Below are 20,707 nucleotides of genomic sequence, written 5' to 3'. Positions count from 1 at the left end.
ATGAATTTCTCCGCTTGGTCAATCCGAAATCCTATTCCTGGCATTTTATTATTTATTATGCTTGGATTAGCGGGCTTACTCTGTTTTAAATGGATGAAAATCCAGCAGTTCCCAGATATTGAACTGCCAATGGTTACTGTCACTGCCGCACTTCCCGGTGCAGCACCACCCCAGCTTGAAACCGAAGTTGCACGTAAAATTGAAAATTCTATTGCAACCTTACAAGGATTAAAAAACCAATACACCAATATCAAAGATGGCGTAGTCACAATTACAGCCGAATTTCAACTTGAAAAACCATTACAAGAAGCGGTGGACGATGTTCGGAATGCAGTTTCTCAAGTACGCTCCGATCTACCCGCCGATTTACGCGATCCGATTGTCAGTAAAATTAATCTCTCTGGCTCACCCATTCTGACCTATACCATACAATCCCCCAAAATGGATGAAGAAGCACTATCATGGTTTGTAGACTATGATATTGCCCGTGCGATGCTACAAGTTAAAGGGGTTGGTGCAGTTTCACGTGTGGGAGGAGTAACTCGTCAAGTTGAAGTTGAACTCGATCCTGAAAAATTATTAGCACTCAATACAACTGCAACTGATATCACGCGTCAACTTCGTTTGACCCAGCAAGATGCTTCTGGTGGACAAACCAAAATTGGCGGCAGTGAACAATCCATTCGAACGATTGCCACCGTCAAATCAGCAGCTGAAATCGGTGCTCTGGATATCGCCTTGAGTGATGGTCGGCATATCCGTCTTGATCAAGTTGCGACTGTCCGCGATGGGATTGCTGAACGGCGTTCCGCAGCATTGTTAAATGGCCAACCTGTGATTGGCTTTGAAATTACCCGCAGCAAAGGTGCCAGTGAGGTCGATGTTCAAAAAGGTGTGACCGAAGCACTTGCAAAACTCAAAGCAGTACACCCCGATATCAAGATTACCGAAGCATTTAACTTCGTGAATCCGGTAGTTGACAATTATCATGGTTCGATGTCCCTACTTTATGAAGGTGCAATCCTTGCGATCTTAGTAGTGTGGTTGTTCTTGAGAGACTGGCGCGCTACGATTATTGCCGCAACCGCCCTGCCATTGTCAATTTTACCTGCCATGATTGGTATGTATTTCTTTGGTTTCACCCTCAACACTGTCACCCTATTAGCCATGTCCTTGGTGGTGGGGATTCTGGTCGATGATGCGATTGTTGAAATTGAAAATATCATCCGGCATTTACGTATGGGCAAAACACCCTATGAAGCCGCGATGGAAGCCGCCGATGAAATTGGTCTAGCCGTCATCGCGACTACCTTTACTCTGATTGCCGTGTTCTTACCAACTGCATTTATGAGTGGTATTGCAGGTAAATTTTTTGTTCAATTTGGCTGGACTGCAGCGTTGGCAATTTTTGCCTCGCTCTTAGTCGCACGATTACTCACGCCAATGATGTCCGCCTACATTCTAAAACCTTGGATCGGGAAGGTAGAACAACATGATGAATTCACAACTGCCCAAGCGATAACCGACCAAGGGAACAGCAGACTCGCCAATGACCGCGCAAAAGATGGCAAAGTCATGCGCAGCTATATGCGTTTGGTGACGTGGTGCCTGAATCATCGATGGGTCACCTTAGGCGGAGCAATTGCCTTCTTTATTGCCTCACTGATGTTGATTCCATTGTTACCGACTGGTTTCGTTCCTCCACCAGATACTGGACAAACCCAAGTTCGCCTAGAGCTAACACCGGGTTCTCAATTTGGAGACACCCTTAAAACAGCCGAATATGCACGTAACCTAATTAAAGATTATCCAGAGATTAAAAGCATCTACACCACCATTGGCGGTGGTGCGGCTGGAACAGACCCCTTCTCGGGTGGTGCATCCAGTGAACCACGTAAGGCTACATTGACCATTCAAACCACCGAACGGTCAGATCGCAGTGCAAGCTTGCAAGATATTGAAGATCAAATTCGGCAACGACTCGCTCCTCTTCCCGGTGCGCGAATTCAAGTCGGACTTGCAGGTAATAATGGTCAATATCAGATTGCTCTCTCTGGAGATGATCCTGATGCACTGATGTCAACGGCCCGAAGCCTTGAACGTGAGCTGAGAACCATTCCCAATATTGGCAGTATCACGTCAAGTGCAGCCCTGATCCGTCCAGAATTGGTGATTCGTCCAGACTTCGCCAAGGCAGCAGATCTTGGCGTAACCACCTATGATATTGCTGAAACTTTACGAATCGCAACTGCAGGTGATTTTGATCAAAATCTGGCAAAGTTAAATTTATCTCAACGCCAGGTGCCGGTTGTGATCAAGCTTCCACTGGCTGCTCGACAGGACCAGGAGTTGATGAAACGCCTCATGGTCAAAGGCAGTCATGGTCCAGTGATGTTGGGTAGCATTGCCGAAGTCAACATTGAAAGCGGCCCATCACAAATTGATCGCTTTAATCGCTTACGTAACATCAACTTCAATATTGAGTTGAATAATCAACCTTTGGGAGATATTGCCGCAAAAGTGGACCAACTACCAACCATGAAAAATCTGCCACCAACGGTTAAACGCACCAATATTGGGGATGCCGAAGTCATGCAGGAATTATTCTCGAGTTTTGGTCTCGCCATGCTAACGGGTGTGTTATGTATCTATGTGGTGTTGGTATTGTTATTCAAAGACTTTTTACAACCTATTACCATTCTGGTCGCCTTACCCTTATCACTTGGTGGTGCATTCGTGATGCTGCTATTAGCGAAAAGTAGCTTCTCTATGCCAAGCTTGATTGGTCTGATCATGCTGATGGGCATCGCCAGTAAAAACTCAATCTTACTGGTCGATTACGCCATTATTGCAAGGAATGAGAAGCATTATTCTCGCTTGAACGCACTACTTGATGCCTGCCATAAACGGGCACGTCCGATTATCATGACCACACTGGCAATGGGTGCTGGGATGTTACCGATTGCTCTCGGTATCGGTACAGATCCGAGCTTTCGCGCACCAATGGCAATCGCTGTAATTGGAGGCTTGATTACCAGTACTTTTTTATCATTACTGGTGATTCCTGTCGTCTATACCTTTATTGATGATATTAATCGCAAGATACACAGCTTGAGGAAGACCGAAGCCAAAACTATTGGACCAACGTAATAAGTGTGTATAAAAAAGGCGGTTTGAACCGCCTTTTTTATCTTGAATACAATATCAGCGCTAACATAAATAGCAGAAAAGCGAAACCTGCTAAATAATATAAATGATGCAGATGCCGATTTAACCCTGACAGGTAAATACTTGAACCGATCAATTGAACAATAGTGAGATTCCAGATCAACACCAAACCGACCATCCAAAAACAGACCAAAGCATTTTGAACAACACTAAATTGAGGGTAAATCAAGATTACCAATACCGTATAGAACATCAAATTTTTCGGGTTTAACAAGCTTGAGAGCAAGCCGGATAGAAGCGCCTTCAACTCGCTATTTTTTCGATGTTTTTTGATATGATACTCGGTATGATTGTTGGCTATTTTTACTGAGTGTGCCAAACGAAAACATTGAATGGTCAGATAAGCAAAATACATTACACCCAACCATTTCAGTAAGATTAATAAGTCAGCATTAATCTGTCCCATCAGGAATAGGCTGTAATAAATCACAATTAAAATAATCGCATTGCCAAATGCGATTCCTGCACAGGTATATCTCGCTACAGTTTTACTGCTTTGTATGACTGTTTTTAAAATTAAAAAGAAATCTGCCCCTGGTGTCAGCAAAGCGATAAAATGAGTGATCGCAATCGTCAGAAAAAGCTCCATACATCCTCTCCAAATCAATGGGAGTCAGCTTAAGAAAGTGCCATGCTTAATTCTTGTATGAAATTGCGTGAACTAAGATTTTTTATAATATTGCTTTGGGGTTATGCCAGTATGTTGCTTAAAAACACGATGGAAATGGCTTTGATCCGTAAATTCAAGTTCATGCGCTAACTGCGCTAAATCACACTTTTCTCTCAAGCGCTGCCGAGCCTGATTCACCTTGGCATTCAATTGATAAGCATGTGGTGTTAAACCAAAATAATGTTTAAATAAGCGTATTAATGCATAACGGCTGATCTGCATCTTTTCAGCTAGATTTTGCAAGGACAAACCATCAATATTGCCCTCAAGACACTGCAATAAATCAGGTAAATACTGCTGAAAGTAACGAGATGGGATGATTTTCTCCCAGTTAAAGTTTGGCAATAAAATATCAGTTAAAACCTGAATTAAATAATGCTCTTTTTCCAAGAGTGAGATTTGCGGATTAAATAAGATCGCATTTAAACCAGAGAATGCATGATAGACATATAAGTCATTGATGATATTTGGCTTTAATTGGGGAAAATATGATGTATCAACATCTATTTTTAGAAGCGTATTGTGTTGCAGCTCCTCAATCAATACAGCCAGCCATGTTGCATCCAGATGCATCATCTGGTAACTCCATGCCTGATTCTGAAGAGGATTACAGGAATGTTCTACATGAGCAGGAATAACAACAATACTACCTGGCTGAATCAAACGATCCTGGACTAAAAAAACTTGAAAAATAACTCTGCCCTGCATCAACTGCCCCGATTGAAAATGTCGGATGGCTATGCGATTTATAACAGATTCGACTTTGACATGCCCTACGTGTTTCAACATAAGGCATGTCAGGATGATTCCAAAACTCGACAGTTGAGTCCAAAATAATTCAAACCTCAACCAAAACTCTACTCATCTACTTTTTCGCCAACGCCTTTTCAATATCGGCTTCCAATGCTTCAGGTTTTGTAGTCGGCGCATAACGCTCTAAAACCTCGCCATTACGTCCAACCAAAAACTTGGTGAAATTCCATTTAATATTACGACCTAAAAGGCCTTTGGCTTCACGGGTTAAAAAACGGAAAATCACATGTGCTTCAGGGCCTTTTACATCAACCTTGGCAAACATGGGGAAACTAACTCCGTAATTACGCTGGCAATATGCGCCAATTTCTTTATTGGTTCCCGGATCTTGCCCTCCAAACTGATTGCATGGAAAGCCTAAAACTTCTAAACCTTGAGATTTGTATTTTTCATAAAGTTTCTCAAGTCCTGCAAATTGTGGGGTAAAGGCACACTTGCTTGCAGTATTTACAATCAGCATGACCTTGCCTTTATAATCAGCGAGCGCTTTTGTTTCTCCCTCTAACAATTCAGCTTCAAACTGATAAATATTACTCATGGATAAGTTTCCTCGTCGTTCTTTTCTTCTGTTTTAAGTTGTAATGATGCCGAATTTACGCAGTAACGCAGTCCTGTCGGCTGTGGACCATCTTCAAATACATGGCCTAAATGCGCATCGCAATCATGGCAGACAATTTCTGTTCTGACCATACCATGAGATAAATCTTCATGCTCTTCGATAGCAATGCTGTCAATTGGTTTAAAGAAGCTAGGCCAACCACAGCCACTATCGTATTTTGTATCCGAAGAAAATAATTCTGCACCACAACAACGACAGACATAAGTACCATGCTGTTTATTATTCCAATATTGTCCTGTAAATGCTGGTTCTGTGCCCTTTTGACGAGTAATGCGATATTCTTCAGGTGATAACTCTCTTTGCCATTCCCGGTCTGTTTTATTGACTTTTCCCATAACCTGCACCTTTTATTCTGTTGTTAAAACTATCTTGATGATCAGGTTTTATATTTACGCCATTCACAAAAAAAACTCTAGTCTCAGTTCGTACAATTTAATGAATTTTCAGCATTAAAAAACAAAATAGCAAAAAGTAAGCATTTTATTTTTATAAAAGTAAGCAATTTTCAACATTCCTCTATTTTATGTAAGCAAATATGGTGGTATTCTAATTTCGCACGGTGATACAGGACAAAACATGTCTCAGAAAAAAAGTGTGGTTTTCCAAAACTTATTACCAACGATCAGACAATATCAACAATCAGGTTTTACCCACGAAAAAATTGTTGAATTACTGAGAGATCAACATGATCTAAATTTGGTCAGTGTCGAAACCTTTAAAAGTTATTTATACCGATATGCAAAAGTGAATCCAGCTATGTCTAAAAATACTGTTGTTTCCCCGTCTATCCAATCAAGCCGAGAAATTAAAAAATCATCTAAGCTTGAGCATGTTTGTTATGACATTCGTGGACCAGTATTACGCGCCGCCAATGAAATGGAGGAGCAAGGACACAAGATTATCAAACTCAATATCGGTAACCCAGCACCTTTTGGTTTTGAAGCACCACAAGAAATTATTAACGACGTTGCTTTAAATCTTCCAAATGCGATTGGTTATACCGACTCAAAAGGGATCTTCCCTGCACGCAAAGCGATCTGCCAGTATTACCAGCAAAAAGGTGTTTTCGATATGCATGTCAATGATGTATATGTTGGCAATGGTGTATCTGAACTCATCGTTATGGCGATGCAAGGTTTACTGGATGATGGCGATGAAATGTTGGTGCCTATGCCCGACTATCCATTATGGACAGCGGCTGTAAATCTGTCAGGTGGTACCGCAGTTCACTATAAGTGTGATTCTGAAAACTATTGGTATCCAGATATTGCAGATATGGAAAGCAAAATCACGCCAAATACCCGTGGTATTGTCATTATCAACCCAAACAATCCTACTGGTTCAGTCTACCCACGCCATGTATTAGAACAAATTGTGGCGCTGGCGAAAAAGCATGACCTGATTTTATTTGCCGATGAAATCTATGACAAAATCGTTTATGACGGCATTGAGCACGTTGCTGTTGCAGCTTTAGCAGGTGATCAACTGTGTATTTCATTTAACGGTTTATCAAAAGCCTATCGTATTGCAGGCTATCGTGCAGGCTGGATGGCAATTACGGGTAATAAGGCACGTGCCGCAGACTATATCGAAGGTCTGGACATGCTGGCTTCTATGCGTTTATGTGCCAATCATCAAGCACAATATGCGATTCAAACCGCACTTGGTGGTTACCAGTCAATCAATGACTTGATTCGCCCGGGTGGTCGTTTATACGAACAACGTAATATTGCATGGGAAATGCTAAATGAAATCCCAGGTCTAAGCTGCGTAAAACCTGAGGGTGCAATGTATTGCTTTCCTAAGCTTGATCCAGCAGTTTATCCAATTGAAGATGATGAGAAACTCATGCTGGATCTTTTAAAAGCAGAAAAAGTACTTCTAGTACAAGGAACTGGGTTTAACTGGCCTACACCAGATCATTTTCGTGTTGTGTTCTTACCTGCTGAAAATGAACTTCGTGAAGCCATTAATCGCTTAAGCCGCTTCTTAGCAAAAATGCGTTAATGCACAATCCCCCTGAATCGGGGGATTTTTTATATTTAAGAATCTGAATCTTGGGTCGCATCCCACTGTGCTTCATATTCTTTCGATTTCTTTAAGTTTTTGCTTAAACCAAACCCACCTTTTTCATATATACGAGATAAATCCAATAAGGCTTCATCTTCACCTTGCGCCACAGCCAGTTCATAAAATTCTGCTGCTTTCTTATAATTCTTAGTGACCCCTTTACCTTCTTCATAAATATAGGCAATGTTTGAAGAACCCAAACCATTTCCTGCGCCTGAGGCCAAACTAAATAAGCGCAAGGCTTCTTTATAATCCTGCTTTAACCCCGCCTTTCCCTCTAAATAAAAAATACCTAAATTGTTAATTGCAGAAGATTCATCTTGTTTCGCAGCCAATTGATAATAATGCAATGCTTTTTGTAGGTCTTGTGCTACTTCATCAGTCCCATCATTATATAAATGCCCCAGTTCCGCTTGAGCCATATCCAGACCAGCATCAGCCGACTTGGTCATCCACTCCAAGCCCTTTTTGGTATTTACATTTACATGATCATCGCCATAGAGATATAAATAGCCGAGATAGTATTGTGCATATAGCTGACCCTTTTGTGCAGCCTGGGTATACCACTTTAAAGCGGTTAGATTATCTTCCTTTACACCCTCTCCGTAGTCATACATATAACCAACTGAAAAAATCGCATCTACATTGCCCTTAGCCGCTGCTTTTTTAAACCACTCAAGCGCTTTGCCGAAATCTTGATCTACTTCATTTCCATAATAATAAGCATCACCTAAATTATTTTGGGCGCGCGCGTCACCTGCTGTTGCTCGCTGTACAAGTTCTTGGCTAAATGCAACATCATCTGCATGACTCAAACTGAATAGACTGCTCGTTAATAATATTGAAAATACGATATTTTTTAATTTCATTATTTTTGCTCACATTGTTACATTTTTACGCAATTACATTCTAACGGCAAATCACTTCATGTAAACCAATATTTATATTTTCAGGAAAATCAAAAACTAATTTTGAATTTTTTATCAAAATAACATAGCTGAGACACGGTTTGCCAAAATATTAAGCATGTCATTTTAACTTTGCATGCTAAACTATGCCTTGTTTTGAAAAAGGATAGTCCTTCTATGCGGTTTGTTCATCTCGGTATCCATACAGAATTTTCGATTACAGAGTCGATTGTTCGCATACCTGATTTGGTCAAAGCTGCCGTAAAAGATGAAATGCCAGCACTGGCACTTACCGACTTATCCAACCTGCATGCAGCAGTCAAATTTTATGAAGCTTGTCTAAAAAAAGGCATCAAGCCTATTTTAGGCAGTGTCATTCGACTCAATGATGCCGAACACCGTGCAACATTACTCGCAATGAGCAGTACGGGCTGGCTTAATCTTACTGAAATTGTGTCCCGAGGATTTATCGAAGGCCAACAACTCAGCATTCCTTGTGTACAAAAAGAATGGATACTTGAGCAATCCGATGACCTGATTGTCCTACTTGGACAACATAGTGATGTTGGGAAAATGCTCTGTTCTTCCAACCCACAAAAAGCAGAACCTTTATTAGAAGCATGGATTGAAAAATTTGGCAATCGGGTGTATCTCGCTTTAACCCGTACAGAACGTGTCGGTGAAGAAGATTTTATTCAGCAAGCGGTAAAGCTCGCAGCCAAATATCAAATTGGTGTGGTTGCTCATAACGATGTGCACTTTGTTGAACAAGATGATTTTGAAGCACATGAAGCCCGTGTTTGTATCGCAGATGGCTATGTTCTAGGGGACGATAAACGCCCAAAAAACTACAGTACTGAACAATATTTTAAAACGGGCGAACAAATGTCTGAGCTATTCTCAGATATTCCTAGTGCCATCGAAAACACTTACCAGATCGCAAAACGTTGTAATGTTGCCTTAAAGCTCGGGACTTATTTCCTACCTGATTTCCCAATTCCAGATGGTTATACCATCGACACCTATTTTGAACATTTATCTCGTGAAGGGCTAGAGGAACGCTTAAATCATCTTTACCCTATTGCTGAACGTGATGATGATTGGGCAGAAATTCGCAAACCTTATGATGAACGGATTAAATACGAAGTCGATATCATCCTCAAGATGGGATTCCCTGGTTACTTTCTGATCGTTATGGACTTCATTCAATGGGCCAAAAATAATGGCGTGCCTGTGGGTCCTGGTCGTGGTTCAGGTGCGGGTTCACTGGTTGCGTATAGCTTAAAAATTACCGATCTTGACCCATTGCGTTATGATCTGCTCTTTGAACGTTTCTTAAACCCGGAACGTGTCTCGATGCCCGACTTTGACGTCGACTTCTGTATTGCAGGTCGTGACCGCGTGATTGAATACGTGGCACAAAATTATGGGCGCCAAGCGGTATCACAGATTGCCACCTTCGGTACGATGGCAGCGAAAGGTGCAATTCGAGATGTAGCCCGTGTCTTGGGTAAATCCTATGGTCTTGCTGATCGTATTTCTAAAATGGTTCCAACCAAACCACTCGGCGTGGATTTGGCAACTGCAATTGACATGGAACCCCAACTCAAAGATATCGTCACCAACCCATCCAACCCTGATAATGATGATGCCGCAGAAATCTGGGAAATGGCACTCAAATTGGAAGGTATTACCCGTAATACAGGTAAACATGCAGGTGGTGTGGTAATTGCACCAGGCAAAATTACCGATTACTCCGCAGTATTATGTGATGCTGATGGTACCAACCGCGTTGCGCAATACGATAAAGATGACGTTGAAGCAGCCGGTCTGGTTAAATTTGACTTCTTGGGTCTGCGTAACCTGACCGTAATCGAAGATGCAGTTCAGAATATTAATAAAAGAATCAAATCTGAAACACCGCTCAATATTGCCAATGTCCCATTAGACGATAGAGATGCTTATCTGGTCTTTGCTGAAGCAAATACCACTGCTGTATTCCAGTTTGAATCCGTCGGCATGAAAAAAATGCTCAAGGAAGCAAGACCAAGTAAATTCGAAGAAATTATTGCCTTCGTTTCCTTGTATCGTCCGGGCCCAATGGATCTTATTCCTGACTTTATTCACCGTATGCATGGTGGTGAGTTTGAATATCTACATCCATTGCTGGAAGGTGTATTAGAACCGACTTACGGGATTATGGTTTACCAAGAACAGGTCATGCAGGCCGCCCAGTTCTGTGCGGGTTATACACTCGGTGGTGCGGACTTACTTCGCCGTGCCATGGGTAAAAAGAAACCTGAAGAAATGGTCAAACAGCGCCAAATCTTTATTGAAGGTGCTGCGAAAAAAGATATTGATGAGGCCACAGCCAACCATATCTTCGACTATATGGAAAAATTCGCAGGCTATGGTTTTAACAAATCACACGCTGCTGCCTATGCCTTGGTTGCTTACCATACGGCATGGTTAAAAGCACATTACCCTGCTGAATTCATGGCCGCCGTTTTATCTTCGGAAATGCAGAACACTGACAGTATCGTGTTCCTGATTGACGACTGCCGTAATAACAAGCTGGAAGTGCTACCGCCTTCGGTCAATATGTCTTTGTACCATTTCCATGCCAGCGATGAAGCAACCATTGTGTATGGTCTAGGTGCAATTAAAGGCGTTGGTGAGCAAGCGATGCAATCGGTCATCGACTCACGCATTAATGAAGGCCCATACAAGGATTTATTCGACTTCTGTCATCGTATTGATTTGAAAAAAATCAATAAACGTACTTTAGAAGCCCTGATCCGTGCGGGTGCGCTGGATTGTCTCGGTATTGAACGTTCGAGCTTAATGGCACAATTACCAGAAGCCGTACAAGCAGCCGAACAAGCCCGCAGTAACCGTGAAACGGGAATTATGGATTTGTTTGGCGAGGTTGAAGAAGTTCAACGTAAACCAGCAAAACCAGTCAAACCATGGTCGGATGAAGTTCGCCTCAAAGGTGAAAAAGATACCCTTGGCCTGTATCTTACAGGTCATCCTATTGATGTATATCGTCCTGAGTTAAAATCATTTATCCCTGCGAAATTAAATGAACTTACCCCAACCCGCCGAGGCGTCACCACCGTTTTTGCCGGTTTAGTCGTGGATATTGCCAACTTCCCAAACCGTATCATGATCACGCTAGATGATGGTACCGCCCGGGTTGAAATCAGTTGTAATCATGAACGCTTCCAGCGTTATAAAGATATTGTTCGCTTAGAGCAAGTCGTGGTGATCGAAGGTGAAATTTATGAGCGCGAAGGTTTTGACCGCCCAATGGCTCGCCTAAGTAAAGCTTTTAGTTTAAATGAAATTCGTCAAAAACGGGCTCAAAGCGTTCAGGTTCGCCTTTCTCAAGATTTAATGACCAAATCTTTAGCCAAAGATTTACAGGCAATTCTACTGCCTTATTGTAATGTTGATATGTGCCAACATATTGCGCTACAAATCCAGCTTGAGCAAAGTTTTGCTACAGCAGAGCTTCATCTCGGCCCACAGTGGAAAGTCGCGCCTTTAGATGAACTGCTAAGCAAATTACGTGATTATTTTGGTAAAGAAGCGATTTTTATCGAATACCAAGTAAAATCCAAAGCAGCAAAAGTCGCAGAAATGCCAAAAGTCGCGACGATCGCACCACCACCGGACAATATGTCCATGGATGAAGCACTTGATCTTTATCAAGCTGAAGTCTCTCAATATTCTTAATTTTGGATGATATATGAACCAGTTTGACTCAAATAACGTGTCCAAACATTTGGATCATGTGCGTATTGTTATGGTCAATACCACCCTGCCAGCCAATATTGGTAGTGCCTTACGTGCAATGAAAACCATGGGATTATCTAAACTGGTTTTGGTTGCACCAAAAACCTATCCACATCCGGATATCGATGCTTTAGCAGCAGGTGCGCAAGATTTAATTGAACAAATTGAGATTGTTGAGACCTTAGAGCAAGCGATTCAAGATTGTCATCTGGTGTTCGGAACCAGTGCCCGTAGTCGTACCATTCCATGGCCATTACTCGATGTTCGTCCCGCAGCACAAGAAGCTCTACAAGCAGCACATAAAGCGCAGAATATTGCAATTGTATTTGGGCGTGAAGACCGCGGTCTGACCAATGAAGAGCTTGCTTTAGCCAATTATCATTTAACCATTCCCGTCAATCCTGAATATGGTGTGTTGAATGTTGCTCAAGCCATTCAAGTGGTTTGCTATGAATTAAGAATGGCCGCGCTTGAACAAAACACACAAGCAACCGCTATTCCTGACGGTCACATGCAGTTGAAACAACAACAAAGCATGGAGTGGGACGAACCTTTGGTGACACAGCAACAAATGGAAGAGTTTTATCCTCATTTAGAAAAAATGCTCACCGAAATCGAGTTTTTAGATCCCAATAATCCCCGTTTACTCCCATTACGCTTGCGTCGTTTATTCGGAAGGATACAATTAGATCGTATGGAGTATCATTTATTGCGCGGAATTTTCAGCCGTGTACAGGCTTTAGCCAACGGCTCATGGAAAAAAACCAACTCGGAGGATCACGCCAATGATTAAACAGCTTAAAGAAGATATTCAGGCTGTATTTGCACGTGACCCTGCAGCCAGAAACACATTAGAAGTCTTGACCACCTATCCCGGTATTCATGCACTTATTATGCATCGTCTGGCACATGAGCTTTGGAAAAAAGAATATAAAGGCACAGCACGCCTACTTTCTTCATTAAGTCGTTTTGCCACAGGAATTGAGATTCATCCAGGCGCTAAAATTGGTAAGCGTTTCTTTATCGATCATGGTATGGGGGTTGTGATTGGTGAAACCGCAGAAATTGGGAATGATGTCACACTTTATCATGGGGTAACTTTAGGCGGCACAACTTGGAATAAAGGCAAACGTCATCCGACACTTGAAGATGGTGTGGTCGTTGGTGCTGGTGCAAAAATCCTGGGCCCATTTACGGTACATAAAGGGGCTAAAGTCGGTTCTAATGCGGTTGTGACCAAAGAAGTTCCTGAAGGTGTGACTGCGGTTGGTAACCCTGCCCGTTATATTTTTAAAGACAAAAATCAAGTTGAGCAAGATGAAGCAAGTCGTCGTGACTATGCTGAAAGCATTGGTTTCCAACCTTATGCCACGACACAAGAGCAATCTGACCCAATTTTGGAAGGAATCCGCGTTCTGCTTGACCGGATGCAAAAAAATGAAAAACGCATGAATGTACTTTGTCAGCGTTTATCAGAACTTGATCCAAGCTTCGCACCGCAAAGTTCAAAAACTCAACCATTAAGTAAAGAAGAACTCAAAATTATTGAAGAAGTTAGACGTGAATGTGAAGCACAGAACAAAACTTCAGCAACATAAGCGAATATATAAGAAATGTAACAAGCTTCTCATTGCAAGTTGGTTTTGCTTTTCCTAGACTGTTGAAACCAACGATCTACTTCTCATTTAACTAAAATTAATGGATGTTAAAGCATGAATTTTAAGCCTTTGGCACTACTTGTACTTTCAACCTCTTTTTTAACAGCCTGTGGCGTCGCCCCAGTAAAAAAAGATAAAGCATCTGAACCGTTTGTATTCAAAGAGCCAGATCCAACACCTCCATTCTATGCTTTAAATCCAATCAATTATGATGCACCACCAAGTTTTGAAGTCGCCATTAAAGATGCTGCGGCTCAACCTGTGACTAAAATGGTTGTGTCATTACAAAACGATCCATCAAAGTCAACTACACTTGATATCAACAAACTGATTGTTCCTACTATTGATAGTAAACAGCGCAGCATGAAATATGCCGTTCTTGCAGGTGACAATGAAATTGATATCACTGAAGTGGATGACTTCTTGCAACTGGTTGAAGGTAAAGCACGTCATTACCCGCCACGCTTTCCTGACCGTCAAGAACGCAAAGGCTATGAAGCGAAGCTAAAAGAAACTACGCAAAAACTTGATGCACTTGCTGAAAAACCAAATGCTTCACTTGATATATTGACACGTGCATTTAAAGCCAGTGTCATGGCACGTAATATGGATTTAGGAACGGCATACACCACCAAATCATTGACCTATGCGCAACGTATTCTTGCGATCAATCCAAATGATGCTGAAACCAACTTCTGGTTTGGTTTTGGTCTGTCTGAAGGTGGTGGTCAACGCGAGGCAATTCCTTATTTAGATAAGGCGATGAAAGGGGGGGTTCAAGAAGCCTACCTTTCTGCTGCAAATAACTACCTTTGGTTAGAGCAAAAGAAAAATGCGTTGCAAACCTTAAGAAACTATAAAGTAAGCTATCCAGATGAAGCCGAGGTAACAGATCGCTTGATCAAAGAGGTGGAATCTGGAAAGCGTTGGAATGTATGGCAAGTATTGAACTAACTTAGTTTCAATTCTGCACTAAAAAATAGACTGCCTTGTGCAGTCTATTTTTTTCTCTATCATTGAAAAAACATTCGTTTTTCGTATTATAGCTAGAATCTTCCAACGAACTTGCTAAACATCTATGCAAGCATTTAACTCAAAAAAACCTTTAGTTCTTCTCTCTTTATTGAGCGCTCTTACAATGAGTGGCTGCCAAGTTGTCAGCCTTAAGCAACAAGCGGTTAATGTAACGATTGCCAATGAACGTAACAGCATACTGACACAAAAAAAACTCAGCGAAGCGAGTTTAAACGTCTTGTCCATGTCTGGCAAAGAAGCCAAAACTTGCATGCAGACTCCAAATGATTGCATTGCAGATCTACATAAAATTCCCCAAATCCAAGACGAACAGCTTTTATCGACAGCCAGTGAATTATACCTTGCTAAAGCCATGTCACTGTCTGACTCTTCAGAATGTAAGGTAAGTAAACTCACCAAACACAAGCAAAAACAGGGAAAAGCCAAGGAACAAAGTGACATTCAACAAAACTATGAGCAATGCCTGGATCAGGAGCTGGAAGCTTTAGATAAAAGCATCCGCTATAGTTATGCATATTTATTCAAAACTGCCCGACAGCCACAAGAGCGTATTTTTGATAACCGTCAGGTTCAAATTCGAGATTTCTACAATCAGGCATTGACTAAACTGGTAAATGTTCACAGCCTAAGAAACCCATCTAAAACTATTACACCAACAATCCAGATTGGTAAAAGCACCTATACGATTGATATTCAATCTTATCAACGCCTGCAAAGCATGAAGCTTGAGAAATTTATCTCCAGTTATAACATGAACTTTTCTGGTTTAAGAGCCATCAATCGCCGTGATGGTTTCGGCTCAGACTTTGTCGCGGTTTTCCCTTCTGCCGATGCGCCACATGGCGACAATAAATATATTCTGGATCCATTAAGCTATAGCTATCCTAATGGCATTAATCCAAACATTCACAAAGCACGCTATTTAGCCGCTACCATTATCGCGCAACCGAAAAATGCGGCTGCCACAATCAATGATGTTTTAAATAATCCAAACTTTGAAGTGAAAGTTTACGACCCATATAGTGTGGAAAAAGTGAATATTGCAGGAAAAGAATATTCGCTTGCAGCAAACTTCTCCGCTCCCTATGGTTTATGGCTGGCTGAAAACAACTTAGGCGCAGCAGCTTATTTAACCTTGATTGACCGTGATCAGCATCTCACTATGCCGCACTTATATATGCTCGAACCATATAATCCAAATAAAAAGGTCATTGTATTGGTGCATGGACTTGCCAGCAGCCCAGAAGCGTGGATTGCAGTGACCAATGATATTATGGGTGATGCTGTACTACGTGAACATTATCAAGTATGGCAAGTCTTCTACTCAACCAATATGCCAATCTTGGAAAGTCGATTCCAAATTTATGCCTTGTTAAAACAAACATTTGCTTCACTCAATCCTAAAGATGCTGCTGCTCAGGATGCGGTCTTGGTCGGACATAGTATGGGGGGAATTATCAGCCGACTTCTGGTAAGCAATGCTGATATTTCAAAACAGGCTTTGACAATGATGAATAGTCGCCAACAAGCCCGTTTAAGAAAACATCCTGTGATCGGTGAACGACTCAAAATGGAGCCCATTCATAATTTTGATCGTGCCATTTTCCTTGCTGCGCCACATCGCGGCACCGATTATGCGGATCGCTGGTTTACGCTGGCCGCACGAAAAATTATCAAACTTCCAGCCACATTCCTGACCACATTGGCCGATACGCTGACCAGTGATGATATGGATCTGAAAGACTTTGTCCAAACCCTAACCAATGATGTTATTCAAAATGGGCCAAGCGATTTAAGCAAGAAATCCAAGTTCATGGAATTAACAGCCTCTATTCCGCCAGAAAATGGTCTGGTTTTTCATTCAATCATGGGTAACATTACTAAAAGTGATGATCCGAATGTAATTACCGATGGGATTGTCCCTTATAAAAGCGCACATTTAGAGGGTGCAGTTTCTGAAAAGATCTTTACAGGTGGCCACTCCATTCAGGAAACGCCAGAGGCTGTTTTAGAACTTCGTCGTATTTTACGTGAGCATTTAGTAGATCACGGTTTATATAAGCCCAAAAACTAATTGCGATAAAAAAGCCCCAAATAATTGGGGCTTTTTTATCGGGTAGTTTACACGCCAGAACGGATCATATAGTCAAAGGCAGATAATGATGCTTTCGCGCCTTCACCGGTCGCAATGATAATCTGCTTGTACGGCACTGTAGTACAGTCACCTGCGGCAAATACCCCTTTGACATTGGTTTCGTTGCGCTCATTAATCACGATCTCGCCACGATTACTCAGCTCTACTGCACTGTTCTTCAAGAAGTCAGTGTTTGGCAATAAACCAATTTGTACAAAGATCCCTGCAAGTTCAACAGTATGCTCAACATCAGTGGCACGGTCTTTATACTTCAGCGCCGTGACTTGTGAACCATCACCTACCACTTCAGTACTCAAGGCATTCATGATCACGGTGGTATTTGGCAAGCTGTTTAATTTGTCCTGCAATACTTGGTCAGCACGAAGTTTGGTATCAAACTCAACCAAAGTCACATGCTCAACAATGCCTGCAAGGTCAATGGCTGCTTCTACACCAGAGTTACCGCCACCAATCACCGCAACACGTTTACCTTTGAATAATGGGCCATCACAGTGTGGGCAGTACGCAACACCGCGCGTCCGATACTCTGCTTCACCTGGGACATTCATCTCTCTCCAACGTGCACCCGTTGAAAGAATGATGGTTTTCGATTCAAGTTTGGCACCATTTTCCAGTTCCACTTCAACCAGACCATTGGCCGTTTGATCTGCCCCCGTGATCTTGCTGACACGTTGCAGGTTCATGATGTCTACACCGTACTCACGCACATGGGCTTCCATATCTTGGGCAAACTGTGGACCTACCGTTTTTTGAACCGTAGTGAAGTTCTCAATGTCCATGGTATCCATGACCTGACCACCAAAGCGTTCAGCCACGATACCGGTTTTAATGCCTTTACGTGCTGCATAGATTGCCGCTGTACCACCCGCAGGACCACCACCAATCACCAACACATCAAATGCATCTTTGGCATTGATTGCGGCTGCATCTTTCTCAGCTGAATTGCTATCCAGTTTGGCTACGATTTCTTCCAGTGTCATACGGCCTTGGCCAATATGCTGATTGTCTTGGAATACCATGGGTACAGCCAAGATTTTGCGTTCTTCAACTTCGTCTTGGAAGAAGGCACCATCAATCATGGTCGCCGTGGTATTTGGATTATTGATAGCAATCAAGTTTAAAGCTTGCACTACATCTGGACAGTTGTGACAGCTTAACGATACGAATACATCGAAGTTTGCAGTTAAATTTAAACCTTTGATCTGAGTCAGTACTTCATCAGAGACCTTAGGGGCATAACCCGACACTTGTAACAATGCCAAGATCAAAGAAGTAAACTCATGTCCCATCGGTAAGCCAGCAAAGAACACACGAGGTTGTTCGCCTGCTTTGGCCACACCGAAACTAGGACGGCGAGCGTTTGAACCGTCAAAACGCGCCGTAACTTGGTCAGAAAGCTCAGCAATTTCAGTCACGAGTTCTTTGATTTTGTCTGCTTTGTCTGAGTCATCTAAAGCAGCAACCAACTCGATTGGACTTTCTAAACGTTCTAAGTAAGCTTTTAATTGAGTTTTAATATTTTGATCTAACATATATTTCTCCAAACGCTAAGACTTTCAAATCAGCTAAATTCATTCAATAAGGCTATAGTACGCAAAAGTACTAAATAGGTAAAACAGTATGTTTTTATGGATTTGATCGGATAAACCGAACCAAGATTTATAAGACATCGAGCTTTTGACTAATCCGAGCACGACGCTTTTTCAAATTATTGGCAAGTGCATATAAGGCCGTGCTTAAAGCAATCGCCAATATAAGCAATCCGCACAAGATTATATTTACAATCTGAGAGATCCGCTCTGCTTGTTGCGCGCGGAGATCTAAAGGCTGGGTGATTGCCGTAATGCTTTTACCATAGAGCTGCTGCTGCATCACCCACAACTGTTCAGGCTTAAAATCATAGGCTTTAAACTGAACTGGATTACGCTTTTCAGCTTCGATCAATTGATTCACATAACTATTTGCAGTCTTGCGATCAATAGGCTGATGTAACATTGCAACCTGCGCTAAAACATAAGCTTTTTCAGTCGGCTCAATGTCAGCTTGCTGTAAGTCTTGAGCAATTTGGCTCTCAACAATATTATTTTGATAACTCATCCATTGTTGATAAGCCTGTTTGGTTTCATCTTTCCAGTCATATTGGATATAGCTCAGGCCTGACCAAAGCAAAATAAATGCAATGACCCAAGCCAAGATTCGTTGCGACCACGCCTGAAAACGCTGTTGAAAAAACTTAAATTTCTTCACCCAACTGACCAGTAAAAATGCACCAATGAATGAAATAAATATTTTCAGAAACAGCCAACCAAACCAGGACAACAAATTAAATAAATAATCGACAGGTTGTTTAAATGGGATAAATTCTTGAACATGATAAGGCAAATCCAAGGTCTGAACATGTGTCGAAAGATCAAAGAGCCGATAGATGAATTCTTTTTGCAAAAATAGCGATGCAATACTCACTACCACTAACATACTGGTCAAAATAAACCAGAGCATTAAATGTCGCTGACGCTTTTTCAGAACATCCAAACGTTGGTCTATCGGCTGTACGCTAAAATCTTCTATAGGCGACAATGATCTTTCCTTTAATAACTAAAACACATCTCAAGATTTAGATGGATTCTGTCCACTATTCTCCAGAACCAAATGATTTAAACTCTCCTGCAATGCTCGTAAACGAGTGGTCGCTTCGGCACGTTTTTGCATGCCCTCTTTCTGAATTTGAATCACATCATTTACCGTTTTAATGAGGGTGTTTTGTACATGTTCAAGCGTTTCCACATCAATCACTGAACGCTGATTGGCCTTAGCAGTATCCACGGAGTTTTGATGCAATAACTCCGCATTACGACGCAATAATTCATTGGTGGTGTCATCAATCGCTTTTGCTAACTGCACGCTGTTCTTTTGCTCTTGTAATGAAATCGCCAGACTAATCTGGTTTTTCCATGCCGGTAACGTAATATTTTTAATGGCATAGAACTTATCCACCAACATCAAGTTATTCGACTGAATAATCCGAATCATCGGCAAGGTCTGCATCGCAGATTGTTGTAAAACCTGCAAATCACTGACTCTTTTTTCAAGGTTATTGGCCAAGTGATTAAGATCATAGATCTGCTGAGTGATTTGCTGATCTTGCTCTTGCGTGGTGAGTGCCGAAATCTGCTGCTGAATATCTTGCTGTTTCAATTGTCCTGCAGCGATATAAACACCCAGTTGCTTATATTCATCCTGTACTGCATCGAACATTTTATCTAATGTTCCAACACGTGCTTTTAAACCAGTCTGTGAACTTTCAATTTCTTTGACCAGCACATCGATTTGCTCTTTAGTCGTATTAAAGTGCTGATCAAAGCTCTGTCTGGCGCCTTTAAATTTACTCAGCAAGCCACCAAAGAAGCCTGAATTTTTAGACTTATTCAAAATACTTGAGGTATTGAGTTGTTGTGCAACCTGCACCACTTCATTCAACTTTTGCCCTGTAGCATCTAAGTCCTTATTTTGAACCAAACTCAGTAATTCATCGGTATAAGTGGATGTTTTATTGGCAATATTTTTGCCATATTCTGCCACTACAGTGGTGCTGATATCTGCCAGCTCTTTGTGCGCATCCATCACTTCAGCAAAATCTTGTGGCTGTAAGCCTAAATCTTTAAGGTTCAACTGCTCAAAACGTTGCGCTGTCTGAATTTCAGGCTCATGAGATACCTTGCTAAGTTCTGAATCTGACATCATATTTCCCTC

Annotated in this window: 14 protein-coding genes and 1 pseudogene; 7 read left to right on the top strand and 8 right to left on the bottom strand. The window is 41.7% G+C overall.

Translation table 11 applies throughout. From position 1 onward, the window contains the following. Window positions 1–3,150, top strand: a complete 3,150-nt coding sequence (locus tag NQU59_RS10995; protein ID WP_257063430.1) for an efflux RND transporter permease subunit — start codon at window positions 1–3, stop codon at window positions 3,148–3,150. 37 nt (window positions 3,151–3,187) lie between these two features. Here NQU59_RS10995 and NQU59_RS10990 read toward each other — a convergent pair whose 3' ends face one another. The 4 genes and pseudogenes from NQU59_RS10990 to msrB all read right to left on the bottom strand — a co-directional run bounded on the left by NQU59_RS10990 (window position 3,188) and on the right by msrB (window position 5,665). Beyond that, entirely contained in the window at window positions 3,188–3,817 is a 630-nt protein-coding gene (locus tag NQU59_RS10990; protein ID WP_257063429.1) for a LysE family translocator, read from the bottom strand. A 72-nt stretch (window positions 3,818–3,889) separates the two neighbouring features. Further along, a pseudogene (locus NQU59_RS10985) lies at window positions 3,890–4,694 on the bottom strand (AraC family transcriptional regulator). 69 nt (window positions 4,695–4,763) lie between these two features. Further along, window positions 4,764–5,249: a glutathione peroxidase gene (locus NQU59_RS10980; RefSeq protein WP_005240950.1), complete on the bottom strand. Its 486-nt coding sequence runs from the start codon at window positions 5,247–5,249 to the stop codon at window positions 4,764–4,766. Next, window positions 5,246–5,665 carry a peptide-methionine (R)-S-oxide reductase MsrB gene (msrB, locus tag NQU59_RS10975; RefSeq protein ID WP_005240948.1) on the bottom strand — a complete coding sequence of 140 codons (420 nt, stop codon included), beginning with the start codon at window positions 5,663–5,665 and terminating at the stop codon, window positions 5,246–5,248. The genes NQU59_RS10980 and msrB overlap by 4 nt, the downstream gene beginning before the upstream one ends. Before the next feature lie 241 nt (window positions 5,666–5,906). On the opposite strand from msrB, the gene NQU59_RS10970 reads away from it, so the two are divergent. After that, window positions 5,907–7,337: a pyridoxal phosphate-dependent aminotransferase gene (locus tag NQU59_RS10970; protein ID WP_005240946.1), complete on the top strand. Its 1,431-nt coding sequence runs from the start codon at window positions 5,907–5,909 to the stop codon at window positions 7,335–7,337. Between the two features lie 35 nt (window positions 7,338–7,372). Here NQU59_RS10970 and NQU59_RS10965 read toward each other — a convergent pair whose 3' ends face one another. Beyond that, window positions 7,373–8,269 carry a tetratricopeptide repeat protein gene (locus tag NQU59_RS10965; RefSeq protein WP_005240945.1) on the bottom strand — a complete coding sequence of 299 codons (897 nt, stop codon included), beginning with the start codon at window positions 8,267–8,269 and terminating at the stop codon, window positions 7,373–7,375. A gap of 216 nt (window positions 8,270–8,485) precedes the next feature. Here NQU59_RS10965 and dnaE point away from each other — a divergent pair, with 216 nt between their 5' ends. The 5 genes from dnaE to NQU59_RS10940 all read left to right on the top strand — a co-directional run bounded on the left by dnaE (window position 8,486) and on the right by NQU59_RS10940 (window position 16,876). Beyond that, window positions 8,486–12,049, top strand: a complete 3,564-nt coding sequence (dnaE, locus tag NQU59_RS10960) for a DNA polymerase III subunit alpha (RefSeq protein ID WP_257063427.1) — start codon at window positions 8,486–8,488, stop codon at window positions 12,047–12,049. A 13-nt stretch (window positions 12,050–12,062) separates the two neighbouring features. Then, complete coding sequence (locus NQU59_RS10955) at window positions 12,063–12,902, top strand: RNA methyltransferase (RefSeq protein WP_043974096.1); 840 nt, start codon at window positions 12,063–12,065, stop codon at window positions 12,900–12,902. Next, a complete protein-coding gene (gene cysE / locus NQU59_RS10950; RefSeq protein ID WP_043974093.1) occupies window positions 12,895–13,707 on the top strand; it encodes a serine O-acetyltransferase in 813 nt (270 codons plus the stop codon). Before NQU59_RS10955 ends, cysE begins: the two co-directional genes overlap by 8 nt. Window positions 13,708–13,821: 114 nt before the next feature. Next, window positions 13,822–14,721 (top strand): ABUW_2363 family tetratricopeptide repeat lipoprotein, encoded by a 900-nt coding sequence (locus NQU59_RS10945; RefSeq protein ID WP_005240938.1) that lies wholly within the window; start codon window positions 13,822–13,824, stop codon window positions 14,719–14,721. A gap of 124 nt (window positions 14,722–14,845) precedes the next feature. Next, the gene (locus NQU59_RS10940) at window positions 14,846–16,876 is read left to right on the top strand and encodes an esterase/lipase family protein (protein ID WP_043974090.1); all 2,031 of its coding nucleotides are present in this window, start codon (window positions 14,846–14,848) and stop codon (window positions 16,874–16,876) included. 47 nt (window positions 16,877–16,923) lie between these two features. Here NQU59_RS10940 and ahpF read toward each other — a convergent pair whose 3' ends face one another. The 3 genes from ahpF to NQU59_RS10925 all read right to left on the bottom strand — a co-directional run bounded on the left by ahpF (window position 16,924) and on the right by NQU59_RS10925 (window position 20,695). Further along, window positions 16,924–18,489 (bottom strand): alkyl hydroperoxide reductase subunit F, encoded by a 1,566-nt coding sequence (ahpF, locus tag NQU59_RS10935; RefSeq protein ID WP_005240935.1) that lies wholly within the window; start codon window positions 18,487–18,489, stop codon window positions 16,924–16,926. A 127-nt stretch (window positions 18,490–18,616) separates the two neighbouring features. Next, window positions 18,617–19,534, bottom strand: a complete 918-nt coding sequence (locus tag NQU59_RS10930) for a hypothetical protein (RefSeq protein WP_257063425.1) — start codon at window positions 19,532–19,534, stop codon at window positions 18,617–18,619. 30 nt (window positions 19,535–19,564) lie between these two features. Next, window positions 19,565–20,695, bottom strand: a complete 1,131-nt coding sequence (locus tag NQU59_RS10925) for a toxic anion resistance protein (protein ID WP_010589946.1) — start codon at window positions 20,693–20,695, stop codon at window positions 19,565–19,567. Between the last annotated feature and the right edge of the window lie 12 nt (window positions 20,696–20,707).

Source organism: Acinetobacter colistiniresistens (assembly GCF_024582815.1).
Classification (GTDB): Bacteria; Pseudomonadota; Gammaproteobacteria; order Pseudomonadales; family Moraxellaceae; genus Acinetobacter.
This window is presented reverse-complemented; position numbering and strand designations above follow the sequence as displayed.